This is a genomic window from Buttiauxella agrestis, assembly GCF_900446255.1.
In the GTDB taxonomy this organism is placed as follows: Bacteria; Pseudomonadota; Gammaproteobacteria; order Enterobacterales; family Enterobacteriaceae; genus Buttiauxella; species Buttiauxella agrestis.
The window spans coordinates 1322379-1343525 of sequence record NZ_UIGI01000001.1; the positions used below are offsets into that span (position 1 = coordinate 1322379).

Annotated in this window: 17 protein-coding genes and 6 tRNA genes; 10 read left to right on the forward strand and 13 right to left on the reverse strand. The window is 49.5% G+C overall.

The features are described 5' to 3' along the window. Positions 1–81 precede the first annotated feature (81 nt). Positions 82–1011, forward strand: coding sequence for a LysR family transcriptional regulator (locus tag DY231_RS06230; protein ID WP_115627665.1), 930 nt, complete (start codon positions 82–84; stop codon positions 1009–1011). Here DY231_RS06230 and DY231_RS06235 read toward each other — a convergent pair. The 5 genes from DY231_RS06235 to DY231_RS06255 all read right to left on the reverse strand — a co-directional run bounded on the left by DY231_RS06235 (position 1008) and on the right by DY231_RS06255 (position 1871). Beyond that, positions 1008–1352, reverse strand: coding sequence for a FlxA-like family protein (locus DY231_RS06235; RefSeq protein WP_115627666.1), 345 nt, complete (start codon positions 1350–1352; stop codon positions 1008–1010). The genes DY231_RS06230 and DY231_RS06235 overlap by 4 nt on opposite strands. Before the next feature lie 118 nt (positions 1353–1470). Beyond that, positions 1471–1546 (reverse strand) — tRNA-Lys (locus DY231_RS06240). Positions 1547–1549: 3 nt separating this feature from the next. Continuing rightward, positions 1550–1625, reverse strand: a tRNA-Val gene (locus tag DY231_RS06245). A 33-nt stretch (positions 1626–1658) separates the two neighbouring features. Next, positions 1659–1734: transfer RNA gene (locus DY231_RS06250), tRNA-Val, on the reverse strand. Between the two features lie 61 nt (positions 1735–1795). Next, positions 1796–1871: transfer RNA gene (locus DY231_RS06255), tRNA-Val, on the reverse strand. 260 nt (positions 1872–2131) lie between these two features. On the opposite strand from DY231_RS06255, the gene gltX reads away from it, so the two are divergent. After that, entirely contained in the window at positions 2132–3547 is a 1416-nt protein-coding gene (gene gltX / locus DY231_RS06260) for a glutamate--tRNA ligase (RefSeq protein ID WP_115627667.1), read from the forward strand. A 43-nt stretch (positions 3548–3590) separates the two neighbouring features. Here the strand turns inward: gltX and DY231_RS06265 are convergent, their stop codons facing one another. Beyond that, entirely contained in the window at positions 3591–3944 is a 354-nt protein-coding gene (locus DY231_RS06265) for a YfeC-like transcriptional regulator (protein WP_034497446.1), read from the reverse strand. 221 nt (positions 3945–4165) lie between these two features. Between DY231_RS06265 and DY231_RS06270 the strand changes: the two genes are divergently transcribed. From DY231_RS06270 to DY231_RS06285, 4 genes are all read left to right on the forward strand, one after another. Beyond that, positions 4166–4241: transfer RNA gene (locus tag DY231_RS06270), tRNA-Ala, on the forward strand. A 46-nt stretch (positions 4242–4287) separates the two neighbouring features. Next, positions 4288–4363: transfer RNA gene (locus DY231_RS06275), tRNA-Ala, on the forward strand. Between the two features lie 237 nt (positions 4364–4600). Next, positions 4601–6847: an EAL domain-containing protein gene (locus DY231_RS06280; protein WP_305954885.1), complete on the forward strand. Its 2247-nt coding sequence runs from the start codon at positions 4601–4603 to the stop codon at positions 6845–6847. A gap of 36 nt (positions 6848–6883) precedes the next feature. Next, on the forward strand, positions 6884–8524 hold the full coding sequence (locus tag DY231_RS06285; protein ID WP_115627669.1) for a diguanylate cyclase: 1641 nt from the start codon (positions 6884–6886) through the stop codon (positions 8522–8524). A gap of 40 nt (positions 8525–8564) precedes the next feature. Here the strand turns inward: DY231_RS06285 and DY231_RS06290 are convergent, their stop codons facing one another. Beyond that, a complete protein-coding gene (locus tag DY231_RS06290; RefSeq protein ID WP_115627670.1) occupies positions 8565–9752 on the reverse strand; it encodes a NupC/NupG family nucleoside CNT transporter in 1188 nt (395 codons plus the stop codon). Between the two features lie 293 nt (positions 9753–10045). Here DY231_RS06290 and DY231_RS25675 point away from each other — a divergent pair, with 293 nt between their 5' ends. Together DY231_RS25675 and DY231_RS06295 are read left to right on the forward strand one after the other, a co-directional pair. Then, a complete protein-coding gene (locus tag DY231_RS25675; protein WP_440898612.1) occupies positions 10046–10117 on the forward strand; it encodes a hypothetical protein in 72 nt (23 codons plus the stop codon). After that, positions 10117–11355, forward strand: a complete 1239-nt coding sequence (locus DY231_RS06295; protein WP_034497437.1) for an Nramp family divalent metal transporter — start codon at positions 10117–10119, stop codon at positions 11353–11355. Before DY231_RS25675 ends, DY231_RS06295 begins: the two co-directional genes overlap by 1 nt. Before the next feature lie 52 nt (positions 11356–11407). Here DY231_RS06295 and DY231_RS06300 read toward each other — a convergent pair whose 3' ends face one another. After that, the gene (locus DY231_RS06300) at positions 11408–11764 is read right to left on the reverse strand and encodes a DUF2502 domain-containing protein (protein WP_115627671.1); all 357 of its coding nucleotides are present in this window, start codon (positions 11762–11764) and stop codon (positions 11408–11410) included. Positions 11765–11916: 152 nt separating this feature from the next. Then, complete coding sequence (gene mgrA / locus DY231_RS06305) at positions 11917–12906, reverse strand: L-glyceraldehyde 3-phosphate reductase (protein ID WP_115627672.1); 990 nt, start codon at positions 12904–12906, stop codon at positions 11917–11919. Positions 12907–13088: 182 nt separating this feature from the next. On the opposite strand from mgrA, the gene DY231_RS06310 reads away from it, so the two are divergent. After that, positions 13089–14747, forward strand: a complete 1659-nt coding sequence (locus DY231_RS06310) for an alpha-keto acid decarboxylase family protein (protein WP_115627673.1) — start codon at positions 13089–13091, stop codon at positions 14745–14747. Here the strand turns inward: DY231_RS06310 and DY231_RS06315 are convergent. Next, positions 14744–15979, reverse strand: a complete 1236-nt coding sequence (locus DY231_RS06315) for an ion channel protein (protein WP_115627674.1) — start codon at positions 15977–15979, stop codon at positions 14744–14746. The genes DY231_RS06310 and DY231_RS06315 overlap by 4 nt on opposite strands. Before the next feature lie 224 nt (positions 15980–16203). Here DY231_RS06315 and glk point away from each other — a divergent pair, with 224 nt between their 5' ends. Continuing rightward, entirely contained in the window at positions 16204–17169 is a 966-nt protein-coding gene (gene glk, locus DY231_RS06320) for a glucokinase (protein ID WP_115627675.1), read from the forward strand. Positions 17170–17199: 30 nt separating this feature from the next. On the opposite strand, the gene DY231_RS06325 is transcribed toward glk, so the two are convergent. The 3 genes from DY231_RS06325 to DY231_RS06335 form a co-directional block, all read right to left on the reverse strand. After that, a complete protein-coding gene (locus DY231_RS06325; RefSeq protein ID WP_034497421.1) occupies positions 17200–17931 on the reverse strand; it encodes a LytR/AlgR family response regulator transcription factor in 732 nt (243 codons plus the stop codon). After that, positions 17928–19637, reverse strand: a complete 1710-nt coding sequence (locus DY231_RS06330; RefSeq protein ID WP_172588659.1) for a sensor histidine kinase — start codon at positions 19635–19637, stop codon at positions 17928–17930. Before DY231_RS06330 ends, DY231_RS06325 begins: the two co-directional genes overlap by 4 nt. A gap of 133 nt (positions 19638–19770) precedes the next feature. Continuing rightward, a complete protein-coding gene (locus tag DY231_RS06335; RefSeq protein WP_115627677.1) occupies positions 19771–21012 on the reverse strand; it encodes a DUF1479 domain-containing protein in 1242 nt (413 codons plus the stop codon). Positions 21013–21147: the final 135 nt, after the last annotated feature.

Consider the following 21147-nt stretch of genomic DNA (forward strand, 5'->3'; position numbering starts at 1 on the left):
TCAAACTTTTGATAAGGCATTGTGCTTTTATTGCTTTTAGAAATAAAATTGATTTATTGAATGCATTGATGAATTTATTAAATGAATTATTCACTACGTCAGTTAAAAGTCTTTGTCGCGGTCGCTCATGCCGGAAGTTTTAGTCGGGCAGGGGAGCAAATTGGCCTGAGCCAGTCAGCCGTCAGCCACAGCGTGAAAGAGCTTGAGAGCGAAATTGGCGTGAAACTTTTGGATCGCACCACGCGAGAAGTGGTGTTGACGCAAGCAGGCCAGCAACTGGCTGCGCGCCTCGAACGCCTGCTGGAAGAATTAACCAGCACTTTACTGGATACGCGCAGTGTAGGGCATCAGTTAAGCGGAACGGTGCGTGTTGCTGCAAGCCAGACGATTTCTGCTCATTTGATGCCACAATCGATAGCCGCTGCGGCACTTGAGTTTCCCGCGATTCGATTTGTGCTTCACGACCGCCCTCAGCAATGGGTGTTGCAAAGCATATATCAGGGGGAAGTGGATTTTGGCATGGTTATCGACCCGATTCAGGCGAGCGATCTGGACTGTGAGGCGGTGCTTTCAGAGCCGTTTTTACTGCTGTGCCGCAATGACCATCCATTAGCGGCTCAGGAGCAGGTCCCCTGGCAGGCGCTGCAAGGTGCAAATCTGGTACTACAGGATTACGCGTCGGGAAGCCGTCCGCTGATTGATGATGCGTTGTTACGTCAGGGTATTGAGACCAATATTGTTCAACAGATAGGCCACCCGGCAACACTTTTCCCTATGGTGGAAGCAGGGATTGGCATCAGCGTACTTCCCGCGCTGGCATTGCCTCTGCCCCAGGGACGCCCGCTGGTTGTCAGGCCGCTTATTCCGGTCGTGGACAGGCAATTAATGCTGGTGCGACGTAAAAATCGTTCCCTGTCACGAGCAGCGGAAGCTATCTGGCAGGTGGTTCGCCACCAGGCGCAGCAGTTAACCGCAGCCCGATCAGGCGACCCACTTTTTAACCACGATTAGATATAGATATCAATCTGATGCTCTTCAGACGGTTTATTCACGCCTTCAACTCTGGACTGCTGCTGTTCCTGCTTTTGCTTAGCCTGTTCTACTTGCTGGCGCTGTAGCTGCGCAAGCTGTGCCTGGAGCATTTTAATTTGCGCCTGAATCAACTCTTGCTGCTTTTGTTTTTCTTCGGTTGTCCCGCTGCCGTTAGCAATATCTTTCGCTTGTTGTGTCAGCCTGGTGATTTGCTGCGTGATGCGGGTGATTTGTGACGCCAGATCGTTGCCGCCGGAGCTTTTGGAAGCCGTGCTGCTTGTTTGCGGTGAAGGTGTTGATGTGTTGATAGTGCTACTCATAATAGTTCCTTGAAGGATTGATTAGAGCAGTTATCGGCCTGATGTGGATAAATCTTGAGAGGAAAGAGTGGGTAAATCGCGCATAGCAAAAAGGCGCCTTTAGGGCGCCTTTCTACATTGGTGGGGCGTGCAGGATTCGAACCTGCGACCAATTGATTAAAAGTCAACTGCTCTACCAACTGAGCTAACGCCCCGAATGGTGGGTGATGACGGGCTCGAACCGCCGACCCCCTCCGTGTAAAGGAGGTGCTCTACCAACTGAGCTAATCACCCAAACTTCGGTACTACGATTGCAAGAGTAGATAATGGTGGGTGATGACGGGCTCGAACCGCCGACCCCCTCCGTGTAAAGGAGGTGCTCTACCAACTGAGCTAATCACCCAAATCTTATCTCTTACTGTACTTCTTAACGACTACACACTGCGGTATCACTCACTAATGAATGGTGGGTGATGACGGGCTCGAACCGCCGACCCCCTCCGTGTAAAGGAGGTGCTCTACCAACTGAGCTAATCACCCCCGCTGTGTGGAGTCGCATTATAGGGAGAGTTGAAAATGAGTCAACGCCTTTTCTAAAGATTTCGTTCGTTCGTCGTAAAAATAATCAACGCGATCGATAAATATCCATGGGTGATTGATTTGTCACCAGAATATGCGGATTGCTGACAGATAAAGGTATCGACATTGAGGAATCAGCGCACAGTGGTAGAATGTTGCCCACTCTTTATTTCCTGGCATTTGCCGGTTTTTCGGCATTTTTGCGTAATTAAGGCCGTTCAATGAAAATCAAAACTCGTTTTGCGCCAAGCCCAACAGGCTATTTGCACGTTGGCGGTGCTCGTACTGCTCTTTACTCCTGGCTTTTTGCTCGTAACCACGGCGGCGAGTTTGTGCTGCGTATAGAAGACACTGACCTTGAGCGTTCAACCCCTGAAGCTATCGAAGCTATTATGGATGGCATGAATTGGTTGAGTCTTGAGTGGGATGAAGGTCCGTACTACCAGACCAAACGTTTTGATCGTTATAACGCGGTCATTGATGAAATGCTGGAAGCCGGTACTGCATACAAATGCTACTGCTCTAAAGAACGTCTTGAAGCGTTGCGTGAAGAACAAATGGCGAATGGCGACAAGCCACGCTATGACGGCCGCTGCCGTCACGGTCATGAGCATCACGCAGCCGACGAACCTTGCGTGGTGCGTTTTGCCAACCCGCAAGACGGTTCTGTTATTTTCGACGATCAGATTCGTGGCCCAATCGAGTTTAGCAACCAGGAACTCGACGATTTGATCATCCGCCGTACCGATGGTTCCCCGACCTATAACTTCTGCGTGGTTGTGGATGACTGGGATATGCAAATTACTCACGTGGTGCGTGGGGAAGACCATATCAACAACACTCCGCGTCAGATTAACATCCTGAAAGCGTTGAATGCGCCGGTTCCAGTTTACGCGCACGTTTCTATGATTAACGGTGACGACGGTAAAAAACTGTCTAAACGCCACGGCGCGGTTAGCGTCATGCAGTATCGTGATGAGGGTTATCTGCCAGAAGCCCTGCTGAACTATCTTGTGCGTTTGGGTTGGTCTCATGGCGATCAGGAGATCTTTACTCGCGAAGAGATGATCAACCTGTTCACGCTCGATTCCGTCAGCAAATCTGCCAGCGCATTCAATACTGAGAAATTGCAGTGGCTGAACCACCACTACATTAATCATCTTGCACCTGAATATGTTGCGACCCAACTGCAATGGCATATCGAGCAGCAAAATATTGATACCCGCAATGGGCCGGAATTGGCTGAGTTGGTGAAACTGCTGGGCGATCGCTGCAAAACTTTGAAAGAGATGGCGGAAACGTGCCGTTATTTCTATGAAGACTTTAGCGAATTTGATGCAGACGCTGCGAAGAAGCACCTGCGTCCGGTTGCTCGTCAGCCGCTGGAAGTGGTGCGTGACAAACTGGCTGCGTTAACCGACTGGACTGCTGAAAATGTCCATAATGCGATTCAGGCAACGGCTGATGAGCTGGAAGTTGGGATGGGCAAAGTCGGCATGCCGCTGCGTGTGGCTGTTACTGGGGCAGGGCAGTCACCTGGTCTGGATGTGACAGTTCACGCTATTGGTAAACAGCGTTCCATCGCCCGTATCAACCAGGCACTGGAATTTATCGCTACACGCGAAGCACAACAGTAAAGCGAACAAAGCCGGCTATGCCGGCTTTTTAACATTCATCGTCTTACTCATCACGAATGCCTAAACGTTTCAAAACCCCTGCAATCCCTTCTCGCAGCAGCAACGCTGACATTTTTTCTTGCTCCGCTATCGACATTTGCTTGAGTGCATTCAACAGCAAACCTTCCAGCGACGAATCATTAACGTGATAATTGCCTGGTTTTTCTGAAATGCGTTTAGCACTATTTATAAACTCGCGAACACGCTCATCCACATGAATCAGGCGCGCCTTACCACCCTGAACGCCGGGTTTTTGAGTCGTTAACCAGCTTTCTTTTCTTACCCATTTGTTGATTGTTTGGCGACTATAACCAGTAATCATCGCCAGCTCTTCCGGGGTCATACGTTCCTTGAGCACAGTTTTTCCTTAAATTCAAAAGGGTTATTAGTGGTTCATTTTAGGGGATCATTTTACTGGAAACTGTGACAGGATTAACTACCGTACGATGAGAAGCAATTGGGATTTCCCGTATTGTTTGCTTTTTCGGCGATTAGTCGCAGAAGCAGAATTTGCCGTTGACACTATTGAACGGGTTTCATATGATGCCGCCCGTCGACACGACAAGGTGTTTACGGTATGGGGCTATAGCTCAGCTGGGAGAGCGCTTGCATGGCATGCAAGAGGTCAGCGGTTCGATCCCGCTTAGCTCCACCAAATCTTTACCAGCAAGATTTGTACCGTTTAACCCGAACCCATTCGTGGGGCTATAGCTCAGCTGGGAGAGCGCTTGCATGGCATGCAAGAGGTCAGCGGTTCGATCCCGCTTAGCTCCACCAAAATACGAAACCCTCGCCTGATGGCGGGGGTTTTTTGTTTTATACGTTCGTATATTTTGTTGTTATTTTGTGTCGAAGGGGATTTTATTCAGCCCCTAAATGAATAGTTGAATGTGATTTATTCGCAATGTGAATATATCAAACTATTTCGCTTTGTTGTGTTGTATTAAAAGGCAATGAATTGAAAGGGATGTAATAATACGTCAACTTGATTTGTTTAATAAATAAACGTATTCTTTGTCACCGAATAATGCTTTTAGCAATGATAAAATATCCACTCCAGGGCTTATGACATTTCCAATAATAATCAAAAAATCGCTCACCGCACTGGTTTTATGTCTTTTGCTTTTACCTCTTTCTCGTTACCTTTCTCCTTCAACCATTATTGATGGTAAACACACTTATTTAGCGTATCTTCCTGCAAGTTTTATGATTGCCATGGTGTTTCTCTATGGCCGACTGGCGATTATTCCTTTGATAATAGCCTCCATTGTAACCTTTTCTTACAGTCTGGATTTAGCCACTCCTGCGTTACTCGCCTTTACCTTTAGCTTAATATTTCCCATAGCCGTTTGTAGCCTGGTGACCCGTTATTATCTGGGGAAGCGCTGGCGTCACGCGCTGTCCGATAAAGGCGTAGGAATTAGAATATTCTGGCTCGGTTTTATCGCCCCTTTTAGCATTAAATTGCTGATGTATCTGACCGGGCATTACATTTCTGTTCCAGCGAAACTTGCCCCTTATTTTGGACATAACTCACTCATATTTATGGTGGTGGATTTCCAAAATCTGGTTGCGGCATCGCTTATCTTTACCGTCGTGTTTTATTACCCACTAAGAATGATCCTGAACCCACACTACGCTCGTGCATTTTGGCGTCGTTGCGTGATGCGAGATTTTGTGGGGCCGCGTCGTTTATATTCTTTCACCTGGATGCTGTGCCTGTTTACCCTGATGGTCGTGCTTTGCTCTTCATGGGGCGTTTTGCAGGTTTCAGGGTATCTGGTGCCTATGATTTTTGTGCTGTTTACGTTGGGGATTCGTCATTTTGGCCCTCGTCTTATGGGGCTGCTGTGGGGGATTTCTGCCTGGTTATTGCTGACGTATAACGATGGTTTTCTTTACGGGGTCAATACTGAATTTGCCCTGTCATTTATCCTTTCTGTTTTCATCTCTTTCTCAGTCTGCATGTTATACATGACGATGATGTTTAAGATAAATGAGTGGATGAAACGCATTTATCACTCGCAAGCCTTAACCGATCCACTCACGCAATTACCTAATTTACGCGCACTGGAATATCATGTGCAAAGTTACCCGGAAGGGACGCTCTGCTGCCTGCGTTTGTCTAATCTTGAGTTTCTGAGTCGTCATTACGGCATGATGATGCGTATTCATTGTAAGCGTATCGTCACCAGCCAGATAACCCCTTTCTTACAGCAAGGTGAGCAAGTCTTTCAATTGCCAGGAAGTGAGTTATTAATATTTCTTCGTGGTCAGCATACCGATGCGCGTCTTGAGCATATTGTCGAGCTACTCAATAGCAAAAAAATAAAGTGGCATAATACGATGCTTGAGATTGAGTACGGTGCTTCTTATAGCGTTATTGACGACAGTCTTGATGAGTTACACCGGACGTTAGGCCAATTAAGTTATCTCGCGGATCAAGCCAGTGAATCAATGTGTGTGCTTAGCCTGAATACACGCGTTGAAGATGTTTCAGATAAGACAACAGAGCGCGTTTTGTTGCTGCAAAAAATCAAACGGGCGCTGGATGATGAAGACGCCGTTGTACTTTATGCGCAGCCTATTGTTAATCAAGCTGGCAAGGGTTATCAGGAAATACTGAGCCGCATCATTTTTAACGATGAATTAATTACCCCGGATAAGTTTATTCCTGTCATTGCTGAATTTAACCTTAGCACGCGCTTCGATATGTTAGTGATGAAGAAGCTGGTTAATTTCCTCTATCTCCATCCAAATGAGAGTGAGTTGCCGCGTTTTTCCGTGAATCTGATGCCATTGACGCTGATGCAAAAGGATATCGCTCAAAAGATTGTTTCTCTGTTCACTCAATTTCAGGTGTCCACCTGCAGTGTGATTATTGAAGTCACTGAAGAGCAGGCGTTTTCAAACTCCGAAACCTCAATGCAGAACATCATGCTGTTGCGCGAGAATGGGTTTAAAATTGCTATTGATGATTTTGGCACCGGTTATGCTAATTACGAACGGCTCAAAAGACTTAAGGCAGATATCTTAAAAATCGATGGCTGTTTCATTAAAGACATTACAACTGACGCGCTTGATCCCTTAATCGTTAAGTCTATATGCGATATGGCGCGAGCCAGAGAATTCATTGTTGTAGCAGAGTTTGTGGAAACCGAAGAACAGCGTGCGTTGTTATTTGAGCTGGGTGTAGAGTTTTTACAAGGGTATCTGATTGGCAAACCAGAGCCTCTTACCGCGCAGAACTATCCAGGGTAAGAGTATGTGGCAAGCATTTGAACAAAGGGTTTATTTGTGAGCACTTCATTAGCGAATCGGTTCCGCTTACCGATGGTGAACACACTGCGTGTTATCCATTTATGCTTCATCTTTGTATTTGTTTTGACTACGGTTCTATTCTGGCAGCAAGGACAACTCTTTAGCCAGGGATACCGCACCAGCCAACTTAGTCATCTGGAAAGTGTGATTGCGCGAATAGAAAGCCGGGCGCAGTACAAAATGGATAACCTTCGCTACTTAAGGCACATCTTTCTTGAAGCTATGGATGATCCGATGTTTCCTGGCAGCGTTACTGCGCCATGGGACACCAACAGCGGTGTCGTCGAGACTCCGCTTTGGATAGGCGAATTGCCTCTACCTGATAGTGTCTCCAAAAATGAATCTTTTCAGGACGAACTGGAGCCACTGGAAGTTCGGCAAGAGCTGAATGCATTGCGTAAAATTCAGGGGCTTTTCCCGCTAGCCTCCAGAGGAAGCGATCTGATTGCCGATCTGTATTACATCTCGCGCGAAGGTGAGTTTATTGTCTCTTTATCGCAGCAGGTTAACTCGCTGCTGATTGACAGTTATAACCCGCATGAGAAACAGGGCAGTTTCGTGTTGGCATCGCCATTATTGAACCCGCTACGCGAGCCTTTCTGGACGCGCCAGAACATCGCCAAAACTAACGACACACTGATTAATGGTGCAATTCCAGTTGATTTTCGTGGCGAATGGATAGGGCTTCTGGGAATCGCATTCAGCAACGAGTCGATTCAGAATTTTGTATCCAGTTCGCTACCTGAAGGGACACAAAGTGCCTATCAACTCTTTGACGAGCAACTTAACCCGCTGACCAAAGTCGCGGGGATGGAAAACGGCTTTCAGTTAAATGCACAGCAGATAGCGACCATTCGCAAAATGTTGACCGAAAAATCGCGGGGTACGTTGCGCGCAGGAACCGTGTTCATCACTTTTGGTGAAATGAGTGGGACGCGCTCGATTCTTGTGGGTACCCAGAGCCTTAGCCAGGGTTTACATGAAGAGTTTGGTCGATTCAGTATCTTGCTGGTGACGATGTGGCTCATCTTTGTACTCTTCCTGCTGGGTTCACACAGCGTGATTTGCCGTCTGGTAAGAAACATGGGGGGATTGCAGCGGGAAATGCAGCATCATGCCCTACACGATGATTTAACCGGGGCGCTTAACCGACGTGGATTCTTCGCTAAAACCTCGCAAATCATGTCGGACAATGTGGATTACACGCTAGTACAACTGGATCTCGACCACTTCAAGAATGTGAATGATGTCTACGGGCATTTGGTCGGTGACAATGTACTGGTGCATGCCACTCAACGTATTCAGCGTGCTATCCGTAACCAGGACATTTTGGGGCGTATAGGCGGGGAAGAGTTCTGTATTTACTTGCCGAATTCCGATCTCAAGGCAGGGATTATGGTTGCGACACGAATTAAGTGGGAGCTTGAGTCTTCTGAAATGATTCTTGAGGACGGTTCATCCTTGCCTGTTACGGCATCGCTGGGCGTGACTTCACATAGTGAGTTTCCTGAATACACGTTAGACCAAATACAGGCGCGGGCTGATATGCGAATGTACCGGGCGAAAGAGCGTGGGAGAAATCAGGTGTGCTGGCAGGATGAAGACATTCAGGCATAAAAAAGCCGGGGCAAATTGCCCCGGCTTTTTATTGTGAGAATTACAAGAACAGACCAGCGATAGACGCTGACAGAATACTCACCAGAGTTGCGCCGTAAACCAGCTTCAGGCCAAAGCGAGAAACCACGTTACCTTGCTCTTCGTTCAGGCCTTTAATCGCACCCGCGATGATCCCGATAGAAGAGAAGTTGGCAAACGAAACCAGGAACACAGACAGGATACCTTCCGCACGTGGGGAAAGCGTTCCGGCCAGTTTTTGCAGATCCAGCATTGCAACGAATTCGTTGGAAACCAGTTTGGTGGCCATGATGCTACCCACCTGCAACGCTTCGTGGGAAGGAACACCCATAACCCAGGCGACAGGGTAGAAGATGTAACCCAGAATGCCCTGGAAGGAGATGCCGAAGACGGCAGCAAACAGGGCGTTCAGCGCTGCAATCAAGGCAATGAAGCCAATCAGCATCGCTGCAACGATAATCGCAACTTTGAAACCTGCCAGAATGTATTCACCGAGCATTTCGAAGAAGCTTTGGCCTTCGTGCAGGTTAGACATCTGGATATTTTCTTCGCTCTCATCAACGCGGTAAGGGTTGATCAGTGACAGTACGATAAAGGTACTGAACATGTTCAACACGAGCGCTGCGACCACATATTTTGGATCGAGCATCGTCATGTAAGCACCGACAATCGACATGGACACGGTAGACATGGCCGTAGCGGACATGGTGTACATGCGGTTGCGAGACATCTTGCCGAGAATATCCTTATAAGCGATAAAGTTTTCTGATTGTCCCAGAATCAGCGAGCTTACGGCGTTAAAGGATTCCAGTTTGCCCATACCATTCACTTTAGACAGAACGGTACCGATAAAGCGGATAACAATCGGCAGAACACGGATGTGCTGCAATATCCCGATCAGCGCGGAGATAAAGACGATTGGGCAAAGCACTTTCAGGAAGAAGAAGGCGAGTCCTTCGTCATTCATCTTACCGAATACAAAGTTTGTCCCTTCGTTGGCAAATGACAGCAGTTTCTCAAACATCTCTGAGAAACCTCTCACAAAGCCCAGACCAATTTCTGAGTTCAGGAAGAACCAGGCCAGGATAAGTTCAATCACCAACAGTTGAACGATAAAGCGAATGCGGATCTGCTTACGGTTGCTACTCAGCAATAAAGCAAGTAGCGCAACCACGGCAAGCGCTAAGACAAAATGAAGAACGCGGGACATATTTGCTCCAAATATGAGGCAGGTTTAATTTCGTTGCACATTCTATGAAACAAGCAATAAGAAAACGAGACTAATCGCACACTATAATGATGTCGTGTGACCAAACTCAAAATTAGTGATCAACCATACATTTCTGCTATGTTAAGTAAAGAACATAAAAGTTGCGTCAACGCACATATCTTTAACATAGTGCTTGCTGCAATCAGGCTTCTTTCACAGGCGATCGAAATTCGCCACTGCTACTCCCTCACTATTGTTTCCGTCTATCACAGTAATCGACTATGACTTTTCAAATGAATTTGATAATCATTCTCATTTTTGATAGCTTGAAACATAGCAAAGGCTATATCTCCAGAGGCAGATGATGACAAACAGTCGCGTTGAAAATAGTGGTACTCGCACAGCGCGCAGATTACGCCTGGCGTTGATGGGGCCGGCTTTTATTGCTGCCATTGGTTATATCGATCCCGGTAACTTTGCGACCAACATCCAGGCTGGCGCCAGCTTTGGTTATAAATTGCTATGGGTGGTGGTATGGGCCAACTTCATGGCGATGCTTATCCAAATCCTTTCGGCAAAACTGGGGATTGCAACCGGTAAAAATCTCGCTGAACAGATTCGCGACCATTATCCGCGTCCGGTGGTTTGGCTTTACTGGATACAGGCTGAAATTATCGCCATGGCGACTGACCTTGCTGAATTCATCGGTGCCGCGATAGGTTTCAAACTGATCCTCGGCGTCTCTTTACTACAAGGTGCGGTGCTAACGGGGATCGCGACTTTCCTGATACTGATGCTGCAACGGCGCGGCCAGAAACCGCTGGAAAAAGTGATTGGCGGATTACTGCTGTTCGTGGCGGCGGCTTACATTGTGGAGCTGATTTTCTCCCAGCCGAAACTGGTAGAACTCGGGAAAGGAATGTTGATTCCAAGCTTGCCGACCAGTGAAGCGGTATTTCTTGCCGCAGGCGTGCTCGGCGCAACCATTATGCCGCACGTCATTTATTTACATTCTTCGCTAACCCAACACCTGCACGGTGGTAATCGAGCCGAAAGGTATTCAGCAACTAAATGGGATGTCGCCATCGCGATGACCATTGCCGGATTCGTCAACCTGGCAATGATGGCTACTGCGGCAGCCGCATTTCACTTCTCGGGCCACACCGGAGTGGCTGACCTGGACGAAGCGTACCTCACGCTTGAACCTTTACTTAGCCACTCTGCCGCCACGATTTTTGGTTTAAGTCTTGTTGCCGCGGGATTGTCATCAACCGTGGTGGGAACACTGGCGGGGCAGGTGGTGATGCAAGGCTTCGTGCGCTTCTATATTCCGCTGTGGGTACGTCGCGCCGTCACCATGGCTCCATCGTTCATTGTCATTTTGATGGGGCTGGATCCGACCAGAATTCTGGTCATGAGTCAGGTGCTCCTCAGCTTCGGTATTGCCCTGGCACTGGTTCCGCTGCTTATCTTCACCAGCAATGAAAAATTGATGGGCGATTTGGTCAATACCCGAATCGTGAGAATCACCGGATGGGTGATTGTCGCCATCGTCGTCGCGTTGAATTTGTGGCTGCTGATTGGCACGGTGTTAGGCCTGTAGCCCTTAAAAAGATGCAATAAAAAACGGGAGCCGAAGCTCCCGTTGTAAAATCTTAGTGGCGATGACCGCCGCCGTGACCATGTCCGCGCCCGCCGCGTCCTGGTCCGCGATGATCGTCACGATCGTTCCAGCCTGCGCGATAACCTTTCTCAAAGCTATTGCGACCACGGTCTTTGTACCAGCCACGGTGATAGCCATTGTCATGGCGATGCCAGCGATTATCGCGCCACTCGTAATTCCGACGCCAGTAGTCACGGTCGCGCCAGCCACCGCCATCCCAGTAATTACCGCGATAATCTTGATCGCCTATTTGCAGCTTAATTGACGGCAGCAGGGTGATTTCGCCCGCATTGGCCATCATTGGTGCTGATGCCAGTAATGCAATCGCAAGAATTATTGACCTGAACATACTCTCTCCCTACATACGATAACCGCCACAGCGGCTTGTTAACGGTATAGTAAGTTGTGGTAACTAAGTGTTTCATCGCCACAACTCCTAATTCGCAGGGGAGAGCACTTTTTGCTAATTTAGCTGGAAATTAAATCAGCCTGTGTTAGCGGTTACACTAATATTTCTTCGATTTCTGCCAGCTCAGCAGCGGTAAAATGACGGTTCTCCAACATGCCTACTGCATCGTCTATCTGACTGATTTTACTGGCACCAATCAACACCGAAGTGACTTTGTCGCCACGCAACACCCAAGCCAGTGCCATCTGCGAAAGCTTCTGCCCACGCCGCTGTGCAATGGCGTTGAGTTTTCGGACTTTCTTCAGCTTCTCTTCGGTCAGTTGATCCGCACTCAGGAACTTGCTGCCGCTGGCTGCACGTGAATCCGCAGGAATCCCGTCGAGATAACGATCCGTAAGCTGACCGCCTGCCAATGGTGAAAAGGCAATGCTGCCGACTCCTTTTTCTTGCAGCACATCCAGTAAACCGCCTTCAACCCAACGCTCAAACATCGAATAACGCGGCTGGTGGATAAGGCATGGTGTGCCAAGAGAGTTCAAAATATCAATGGCTTGAGCCGCAATTTCAGCCGGGTAATTTGACACGCCGACATACAGCGCTTTGCCCTGGCGCACGACGGAATCAAGAGCGCGCATGGTTTCTTCAAGCGGGGTTTCCGGGTCCGGGCGGTGGTGATAAAAGATATCAACATATTCAAGACCCATACGCTTCAGGCTTTGTTCAAGGCTTGAAATCAGATACTTACGTGAACCCCAGTCACCGTATGGACCCTCCCACATGGTATAGCCAGCTTTGGACGAAATAATCAGCTCGTCACGATATGGAAGGAAATCTTCACGCAGGATACGACCAAAGTTTTCTTCAGCGGACCCTGGCGGTGGCCCGTAGTTATTCGCCAGATCAAGATGGGTAATCCCTGAGTCAAACGCGCGGTGTAGCAGTTCTCGGCTGTTTTCCAGCAGCGTGCTATCACCAAAGTTGTGCCACAAACCCAGCGAAATAGCGGGGAGCTTTAAACCGCTGCGCCCACAACGACGATATTCCATTGATTCATAACGCGCAGAATTTGCCTGATAGACCATGTGAAATCCTTGGTGAGTGAATAATGCCAACTTAGTGTATACGTTTTCACAACATTGAAGACCATCAGACTACACCCCGATTAAGTGTAAATCCCTCTTTCCACGGCCTTATTCTCCTTGTTCCTCGACAGCGATCACAGATGTCCAATACTCACTGTAAGCCCTCAGAGAAGGAATGAGTCATGAATTACACTGTCGCGGACTATCTGCTGGACCGGTTCACCGAGGCTGGAATTAACCATCTTTTTGGTGTCCCCGGTGACTACAACTTACAGTTTCTGGATAACGTCATTAATAACCCGACCCTTGCATGGGTGGGGTGCGCCAACGAACTTAATGCAGCCTATGCCGCTGATGGCTACGCACGCTGTAACGGTGCGGCGGCTCTGCTGACGACGTTTGGTGTCGGCGAGTTAAGTGCCATTAATGGTATCGCCGGAAGCTACGCCGAATACTTGCCCGTCATCCATGTAGTCGGCGCACCGTGTCTCGGCGCGCAGCGGCGGGGTGAATTGATGCATCACACTTTGGGGGATGGGGATTTCGGCCATTTCTCACGCATGGCGCAGGAAGTGACGGTGGCACAAGCCTCGCTCACCGCAGAAAACGCCTGTTACGAGATCGACCGGGTTTTGCAGCAGGCTTTATTGCAGCGCCGTCCGGGTTATTTACTCCTCCCAAGCGATGTTTCTCAGGCACCTGCGACGCGCCCGACCAAACCCTTATTGCCGCAACAACCGTCCACCGACCCGGCATTACTCGCCCAATTCCGCGTCTGCGCACAAGCGCGCCTGGCGGAAAGCCGCAGCGTGGCGTTACTGGCTGATTTCCTGGCGCTGCGATTTGGGCAACAAAAAGCCTTGCAGCAATGGATGGACGACACGCCGATGCCACACGCCACATTGCTGATGGGCAAAGGATTATTCGATGAAGGCCAGCAAGGGTTTGTCGGGACTTATAGCGCCTCGGCCAGCCCGCCCACGGTGATTCAGGCGATTGAACAGGCTGAACTGGTTATTTGTGCGGGCGTGAAATTTACCGACACGTTAACAGCCGGATTTACCCAACACTTTTCTCTCCAGCAGACTATCGACATCCAGCCGAATGCCACCCGAATTGGCGAGCGCTGGTTTAGCGGGATAGCGATGGCGCAAGCCATTGAGACTCTGCATCAGCTTTGCAAACATCAGGTTTCAGGCTGGTCTTCGCCGCAACAAAAACCGCCAGCGTTACCGGAGGCGACATCCGGGAAACTGGATCAGCACGCTTTCTGGCAATCTTTGCAAGGCTTCCTGCAAGCGGGGGATATCGTTCTTGCCGACCAGGGAACCGCTGCTTTTGGTGCTGCGACACTCACGCTTCCCGCAGGTGTCACGTTTATCGCTCAGCCGCTTTGGGGGTCGATAGGTTTTACCCTTCCTGCCGCATTTGGGGCGCAAACCGCCTGCCCAAATCGCCGCGTGATATTGCTGGTAGGCGACGGTTCGGCGCAACTCACCATCCAGGAAATTGGCTCGATGATGCGCGACGGGCAGCGCCCGGTGATTTTCTTGCTCAACAATGAGGGTTACACCGTTGAACGGGCGATTCACGGTGCCGAACAGCGTTACAACGACATTGCACCGTGGAGCTGGACGCAAATTCCGCAGGCATTGAATGTTGATAATCAGGCGCAATGCTGGCGAGTGACGGAGCCGGTGCAGCTCGATGAGGTGATGCAGAAAGTGGCAAAAGCAGAACGACTGTCGCTGGTGGAGGTCGTTCTGCCGAAACAGGATATTCCTGAACTTTTGCAGGCGATCACGGCATCGCTTGCGAAACGCAATGCCGCAAAAGACTAGGGTTTGGGCTTATCCGCCATCATGACCGGTTTGCCCGCCAGCAGCAGCCATGCGGGTAGCATCACGATACACAACAATGGCAGCAATTTGATATCCGGCACCACCGCCATTGCCATAAACAGGCTGAGCCAGCCATCGCGAGTCACCACCAATACCAGGCCAAGGATGGCACAAGATAGCGTAATGGCGGCCGGAACCGCTTCAACATGCTGGTGAAGCATCATGCCTAATGCCACACCAACAAAAACCACCGGGAAAATACGCCCCCCACGGAAACCGCAGGCTGAGGCAATCACTAACGCCGCCAGTTTGACTACCGCAAACATCAGCAACGTCGCGACAGAATAATGCTGCACGGTGGATAGCTGGCGCATTTCATCCAGGCCTTTAAACAACGTCACTTCGCCGCCAATCAGCCCCAACACACCTAGCAGAAAACCGCCGACGCCCAAAATTAACACCGGGTGTTTAAGCTGATGCATTAAACGGTGCATCCGTGGCAAACACCAGACGGCAACCATCCCCAATGCAATGGCGATAGCCGCGACTACCGCACCGCTGAAGATATCAACCAGGCGCATTTCTGGATATTGCAGCGCGGGCAAAGAGAAATCAGGATGGAAGAACAGGTCGGTAGTCAACGCTCCCGCCGCCGCAGCCATCAGCGGGGCAAACAAACGGTCCCACAATGGCACATCATTGCTGCCATTGAGCGTCTGGGAAAATACCAGGGCTGCGGCAACCGGAGTGCCGAACAGTGCGCCGATGGTGCCTGCGGCGGCAAGAATCGTCCAGTCCAGCGCGCCAACTCTTGGCAGCAAACGCGCCCCAATCGCTACCGCCAGCGCAATATTCACCGCCATAATCGGGTGTTCTGGCCCCAGACTCACGCCGCCTGCAAGCCCCAGCACCAGCGCAATAATCAGCCCCGGCAGCGCCATGACAGAAACCGGTGCGCCAATCAAAGGTTCGGTTGCCGGATCGGGCCCCGCATGCCCCGGCATATAGCGAATCACTAGCCCCACGGCAATCCCCGTTAACGTCAGCATCAACAAAATCCACATCGGGGAGTTCATATCGAGATCAAATCTGGCGGGCAGTGATACCCAAAGATAACGCTGTAAAACAGCGGCAACTTTCATCACTACGATTAATACCAGGCTGGAAAAAATCCCAATCACTAACGCAGGGAGAGAGAGAACCAACATCGTTCTGGCTCGCGGATGGAGCATGTTTTATTCCTTAACTAAAATAAACTTTGCGCAAAATCGTCGCGGCAAACAGTCTGCCAGACCGGACATTTCGACCGCTATGCAATAAGGGCTGAAACGCTCAATCTAATCTGTGACGAAGATCTATAATCCCAAGGCACTTATCATCTGGTCGTTGTTGTTTAGGCTAGCTAATTTTACAGTGATGCCAGGACTTATTTTGACTTTAGCGGAGCAGTGGAAGAATGACAAAATATGCTTTGGTGGGAGATGTAGGCGGCACCAATGCGCGTCTGGCACTGTGCAACGTTGAAAATGGTGACATCACCCAGGCAAAAACCTACTCGGGCCTCGATTTCCCAAGCCTTGAAGCGGTCGTGGTGCATTATCTCAAAGAGCACAATGTCAGTGTAACCGATGGTTGTATCGCAATTGCTTGCCCGATTACCGGCGACTGGGTGGCGATGACCAACCATACCTGGGCATTCTCTACCGCTGAGATGAAAAAGAATCTCGGCTTTGAACATCTGGAAATCATCAACGACTTTACTGCCGTTTCGATGGCGATTCCAATGATCAAAAATGAACATTTGATTAAGTTTGGCGGCGGCGAGCCGGTTGAAGGTAAACCTGTTGCGGTTTATGGCGCGGGCACTGGCCTTGGCGTCGCGCATCTGGTTCACGTCGATAAACGCTGGGTGAGTCTTCCGGGCGAAGGCGGTCACGTCGATTTTGCGCCAAACAGTGAAGAAGAGGGGATTATCCTCGAAGAGTTGCGCACTGAAATCGGCCATGTTTCTGCGGAACGAGTGCTTTCAGGACCGGGACTGGTGAATCTGTATCGTGCGATTGTTAAATCTGATGGCCGTGAGCCAGAAAATTACAAACCGAAAGACATCACTGAAAAAGCGCTCGAAGATAGCTGCACCGATTGTCGCCGTGCGCTGTCGTTGTTCTGTGTGATCATGGGGCGCTTTGGCGGCAACCTTGCTCTGACGTTGGGAACCTTCGGCGGCGTATATATCGCGGGCGGCATCGTGCCACGTTTCCTTGAGTTCTTTAAGGCTTCCGGTTTCCGTGGCGGTTTTGAGGATAAAGGGCGCTTTAAAGAATATGTGCAAAGCATCCCGGTGTATCTGATTGTTCACGATCAACCTGGGCTGCTCGGCGCTGGCGCGCATTTGCGTCAAACGTTGGGTCAGGTTTTGTAATCTCGTCGGGCGCAAATTCTTGCGCCCATTTTACAAGCGCATCAACGCCCGAAATTCTTTTACCTTGCTGCGACTCACCGGCACCTGAAAATCCAAATCCCGCAGGCGCAAAATATAGGTATTGTTAAACCACGGTTCTATCTCGCGAATTTTACTCAGGTTCACGCAATACGAGCGATGGCAGCGGAAGAAATGGCTTTCCGGCAGACGGTGGCAAAACTCGGTGATATTCATTGGCATCACATAGGCTTCGCGGCGCGTATACACAAAGGTCATTTTCTCGTGCGCTTCAGCGTAATAAATATCGTTAATATCGGTAACGATAATCCGCTCGTCCTTCACCAGATTAATCGTCAGCGCTTCACGGTTAGAACTGCTTCCTGAGGTTGGCGCATTCTGTTGCAGATAGGCCGCCTCCAGCTTTTGCAGCATGCCAATAATGCGCGATTCCTGATACGGCTTCAGAATGTAGTCGAATGCTTCCAGCTCAAACGCTTCCACAGCGTGTTCTTTCCAGGCGGTGATAAACACGATAAACGGCTTATGGGCAAACTTGCTGATGTTCTGCGCCAGCAAAACACCGTCTAAAGAAGGAATGTTGATGTCGAGAAAAATAGCGTCAACTTCATGATGTTGGAGGTATTTCAACACATCCATACCGTCATCAAAGGTGCCAACAACTTCCATTTGGCTGTGTTCTTTAATCAGCCAGTTCAGTTCCTGCTGCGCCAGCACTTCATCTTCGACGATGAGAACTTTCATGCGTTTCCTCCTTGTTGCGACAATAACGGTGGAACGGCTGTAGCAGCGGCGTGAGGCACGTAAAACGCAATCTCCGTACCCGGTTCAAGGCGACGAATATGCAAACCTTCGCCATAAAGTAATTTTACCCGGTGATGAACATTTAACAGGCCGATTTTATTGCCTGGCATTTCGTTAGCTTCAACCCGTTCAATCACTTGCGGATCGATACCATGCCCGGTGTCGCGCACCGCAATGCGCACGCGATTACCGCTCTCTTCAACGCTAATCGTCACCACACCTTTCCCTTTACATTGCTGAACACCATGAACAATCGCGTTCTCGACCAGCGGCTGAATCAGCAGGCTTGGGATCAGGCAATTCACTTCTTCATCAATGTGATAAATCACCGTCAGCTTGTCGCCAAAACGCGCCTGCTCAATAGCGATGTAATCTTTAATTTGATACAGCTCTTTTTTAATGTCGATCTGCTCATCGTCTTTTAATTCAATGTTATAGCGCAGATAACGCGACAAATTATAAATCAACTGACGCGCGGTATCGGGATTCATGCGAATGGACGACGAAATGGCATTTAATGCATTAAACAGGAAATGCGGGTTAATTTTGCTTTGTAGCGCCCGCAGTTCCGCTTTATTGGCCATTTCACGCAATTGCTCGGCGCGGGAAACCTCCAGTTGGGTGGAAATAATCTGTGAAAGCCCAACCGCCATCTCTTGTAAGGTCGAGGTAATCTGATGCGCGTGACGGTAATAGATTTTCAGCGTGCCCGTTACCACACCTTTTTCCCATAAAGGAATAATAATCAGCGAGTGAATTTCCGGGGTGCGATAAGCTTCATCATCATTACGAATAATGATTTTCCCTTCACGAATAGCCAGCTGTGTTCTTGGGCTAATGCCGTCGTCGTTTTGCTTATAGTTGTCTTCGCCAAACCCTACATAAGCCAGAACTTTATCGACATCGGTAATGGCCACCGCATCGGCATTAATATCGTCGCGGATAATATTGCAAACCTGGCGCAAAGACTCGCTGTTAACGTTACGAAATAGCGGCAGCGTTTTGTTGGCAATATCCAGCGCGAGTTTGGCCTGGCGTGCCGCGCTGGCCTCTTTTTCACCCTCAACACTTTGCACCAGCACCACAATCAGGCCGATTGACACCGTACCGAGGATCATCGGAATCCCGATTTTCGAGACAATATCTATCCCTAATTCAATGGACGGCGCCCACAGTACCACCAGAATCATGGTCATGGTTTCACACAACATGGCGCCGAAAATACCGACTCTCCAGTGCTGTTCTTTCGGGACTTTGCGGTTGATTAAACCTGAGATAATACCGGCGACGATACTGGTAATCAGACAGGGGACGGCAGTAATGCCATCAATATCAATCAGGTAACGATGCAGCCCGGCAATAATCCCGGTGATGATCCCGACCCACGGGCCAAATAAAATCCCGCCTGCCATCACGGCAATAATGCGCACATTTACCAGCGACCCTTCGACGTGAACGCCAGACCAGGTACTGAATAAAGCAAACATCGAGAAAATAGCCGTGACCGCCAATAACTCTTTGGGGGTGTGGGCGTTTTTATGCAGCAACTCGCGGAACAGGCGGATGCGAATTAAAAAGAACAGGCAAATCAGCATCAGCGCCGCACGGTCAAATACCGCCAGCAGCATGTCAAAGGTTTCGTGCACCGGTAACTCGCGTGACTAAGAATGGAAGGGCAATGATAAGGAAATTACTGAGTCGTTACCAGAAACGTGGATTTTTGGGACATGGCAAACCGGACTATCCCCTCTCCCTGGGGAGAGGGTTAGGGTGAGGGGGTTACTTCCCGCCTAACTGCTCGCGCCCGGCGGAACTCAAATCAGCAGGAGTCGCACGCCCATCAAAATCGACCTCAAAATCATCGGCCGCGAAATCGGGCGGTGATTTGCCTTCTACAAAAGCCGGCCACTGGCGTTCAAGATATGCGGCGTTCTTCTCACACCACGGAGCCGCAGCGATGTACATCACATTACTATCGAACTCTCCAAGGTGTTCATTTTCCACCGCATGAATCACATCGCAGTGCCAGAATACCGTGTCGCCCGCTTCCATATCGGGAATTGAGGATATCCCAGTTAATAAAAGGGGATGCCATTGTTCGTTAATAGAAAGTGCGCGACCAGGCTTCGCTTCACACAGTGATTCCTCCGGCACATCGTCTTGTAATGCACGCAGCAGAATATATGCCATCGCGTTTGCCACCGGCAGCAAAGTTAGCGTGCCGCCATGCTTGCGTTGCGGGCTAAGCGCGGTCCAGCCCTGGAAAGTACGGAACATCGAACACACCGCCGGAGACGGGAATTCACGGACTTCAGTGCGGCCTTCAGCAGCGAACGGATTGTATTTCTGCCATTCGCCTGAAAACACATGGCGATAAACATGGCGGAAATTCTCATCCAGCCAGCGCTCAACGGAACCGCCGTCGACATGTGGCGACAGGCCCAAAGAGTTGGAGCGAGGAGGGCGGCGACGGGTACGGTCGGCATAACTCACTACGCGATCCGGGTCGAAATGTTGCTTACCGTTGCTTTCGGTTTCCCACAAATTATTCAGGAATACCTGCACCGCTTTCATGCGGGCGTGCTGGCGTGCTTCAACCTGCGGTTTAGACCAGTAAATACCGTAAATTTGCGGCTTACTTTCTGCAAGTGTGCCGAAATAGTTATCTTCTGCGGCATTCTTCAGCTTCTCGACAAAATTATTCCGATCCAGATAATTGCCGACTTCTTCATTCCACGCCTGTGCCTGAGCCTGCGGAAAAACGCCTTTTACCGTGCAGCAACCGCGCTGGCGAATCAGGGCTTTTTGCTGCTCGCTCACACGATTATTGAGGATATCTTCGGCGTTAATTTGCGGCACCGGGTTTTCTCCCCGCTCCATCTCGGCGCGAATAGCCTCAATCTGGCGCGTCATATCGCTTTCAAGTTGTTCAAAAGCAGCTTTGTAGTCTGGCAAGTCGTGGCGAAGCTTTTGTTTTATCTCACGGATTGCACGCGGTAAATCATCAATGTGTAGGGTCATGGCGAAACTCCACGTCTCTTAAAAAAGAAGGTTAAATGAATGTTGCGACATGGTTAATGTAACCCACGATCATCAAATAAAATAGGGATTAGCTTCAAATGAAACATCCTCTTTTATTTCAGATGAAAAATATTT

Excerpts from the sequence above, each read along its gene's own strand:
- DY231_RS06230 (WP_115627665.1), top strand. The coding sequence starts at position 82 with ATGAATTATTCACTACGTCAGTTAAAAGTCTTTGTCGCGGTCGCTCAT.
- DY231_RS06235 (WP_115627666.1), bottom strand. The coding sequence starts at position 1,352 with ATGAGTAGCACTATCAACACATCAACACCTTCACCGCAAACAAGCAGC.
- gltX (WP_115627667.1), top strand. The coding sequence starts at position 2,132 with ATGAAAATCAAAACTCGTTTTGCGCCAAGCCCAACAGGCTATTTGCAC.
- DY231_RS06290 (WP_115627670.1), bottom strand. The coding sequence starts at position 9,752 with ATGTCCCGCGTTCTTCATTTTGTCTTAGCGCTTGCCGTGGTTGCGCTA.
- DY231_RS06295 (WP_034497437.1), top strand. The coding sequence starts at position 10,117 with ATGACAAACAGTCGCGTTGAAAATAGTGGTACTCGCACAGCGCGCAGA.
- DY231_RS06300 (WP_115627671.1), bottom strand. The coding sequence starts at position 11,764 with ATGTTCAGGTCAATAATTCTTGCGATTGCATTACTGGCATCAGCACCA.
- mgrA (WP_115627672.1), bottom strand. The coding sequence starts at position 12,906 with ATGGTCTATCAGGCAAATTCTGCGCGTTATGAATCAATGGAATATCGT.
- DY231_RS06310 (WP_115627673.1), top strand. The coding sequence starts at position 13,089 with ATGAATTACACTGTCGCGGACTATCTGCTGGACCGGTTCACCGAGGCT.
- DY231_RS06315 (WP_115627674.1), bottom strand. The coding sequence starts at position 15,979 with ATGCTCCATCCGCGAGCCAGAACGATGTTGGTTCTCTCTCTCCCTGCG.
- glk (WP_115627675.1), top strand. The coding sequence starts at position 16,204 with ATGACAAAATATGCTTTGGTGGGAGATGTAGGCGGCACCAATGCGCGT.
- DY231_RS06325 (WP_034497421.1), bottom strand. The coding sequence starts at position 17,931 with ATGAAAGTTCTCATCGTCGAAGATGAAGTGCTGGCGCAGCAGGAACTG.
- DY231_RS06335 (WP_115627677.1), bottom strand. The coding sequence starts at position 21,012 with ATGACCCTACACATTGATGATTTACCGCGTGCAATCCGTGAGATAAAA.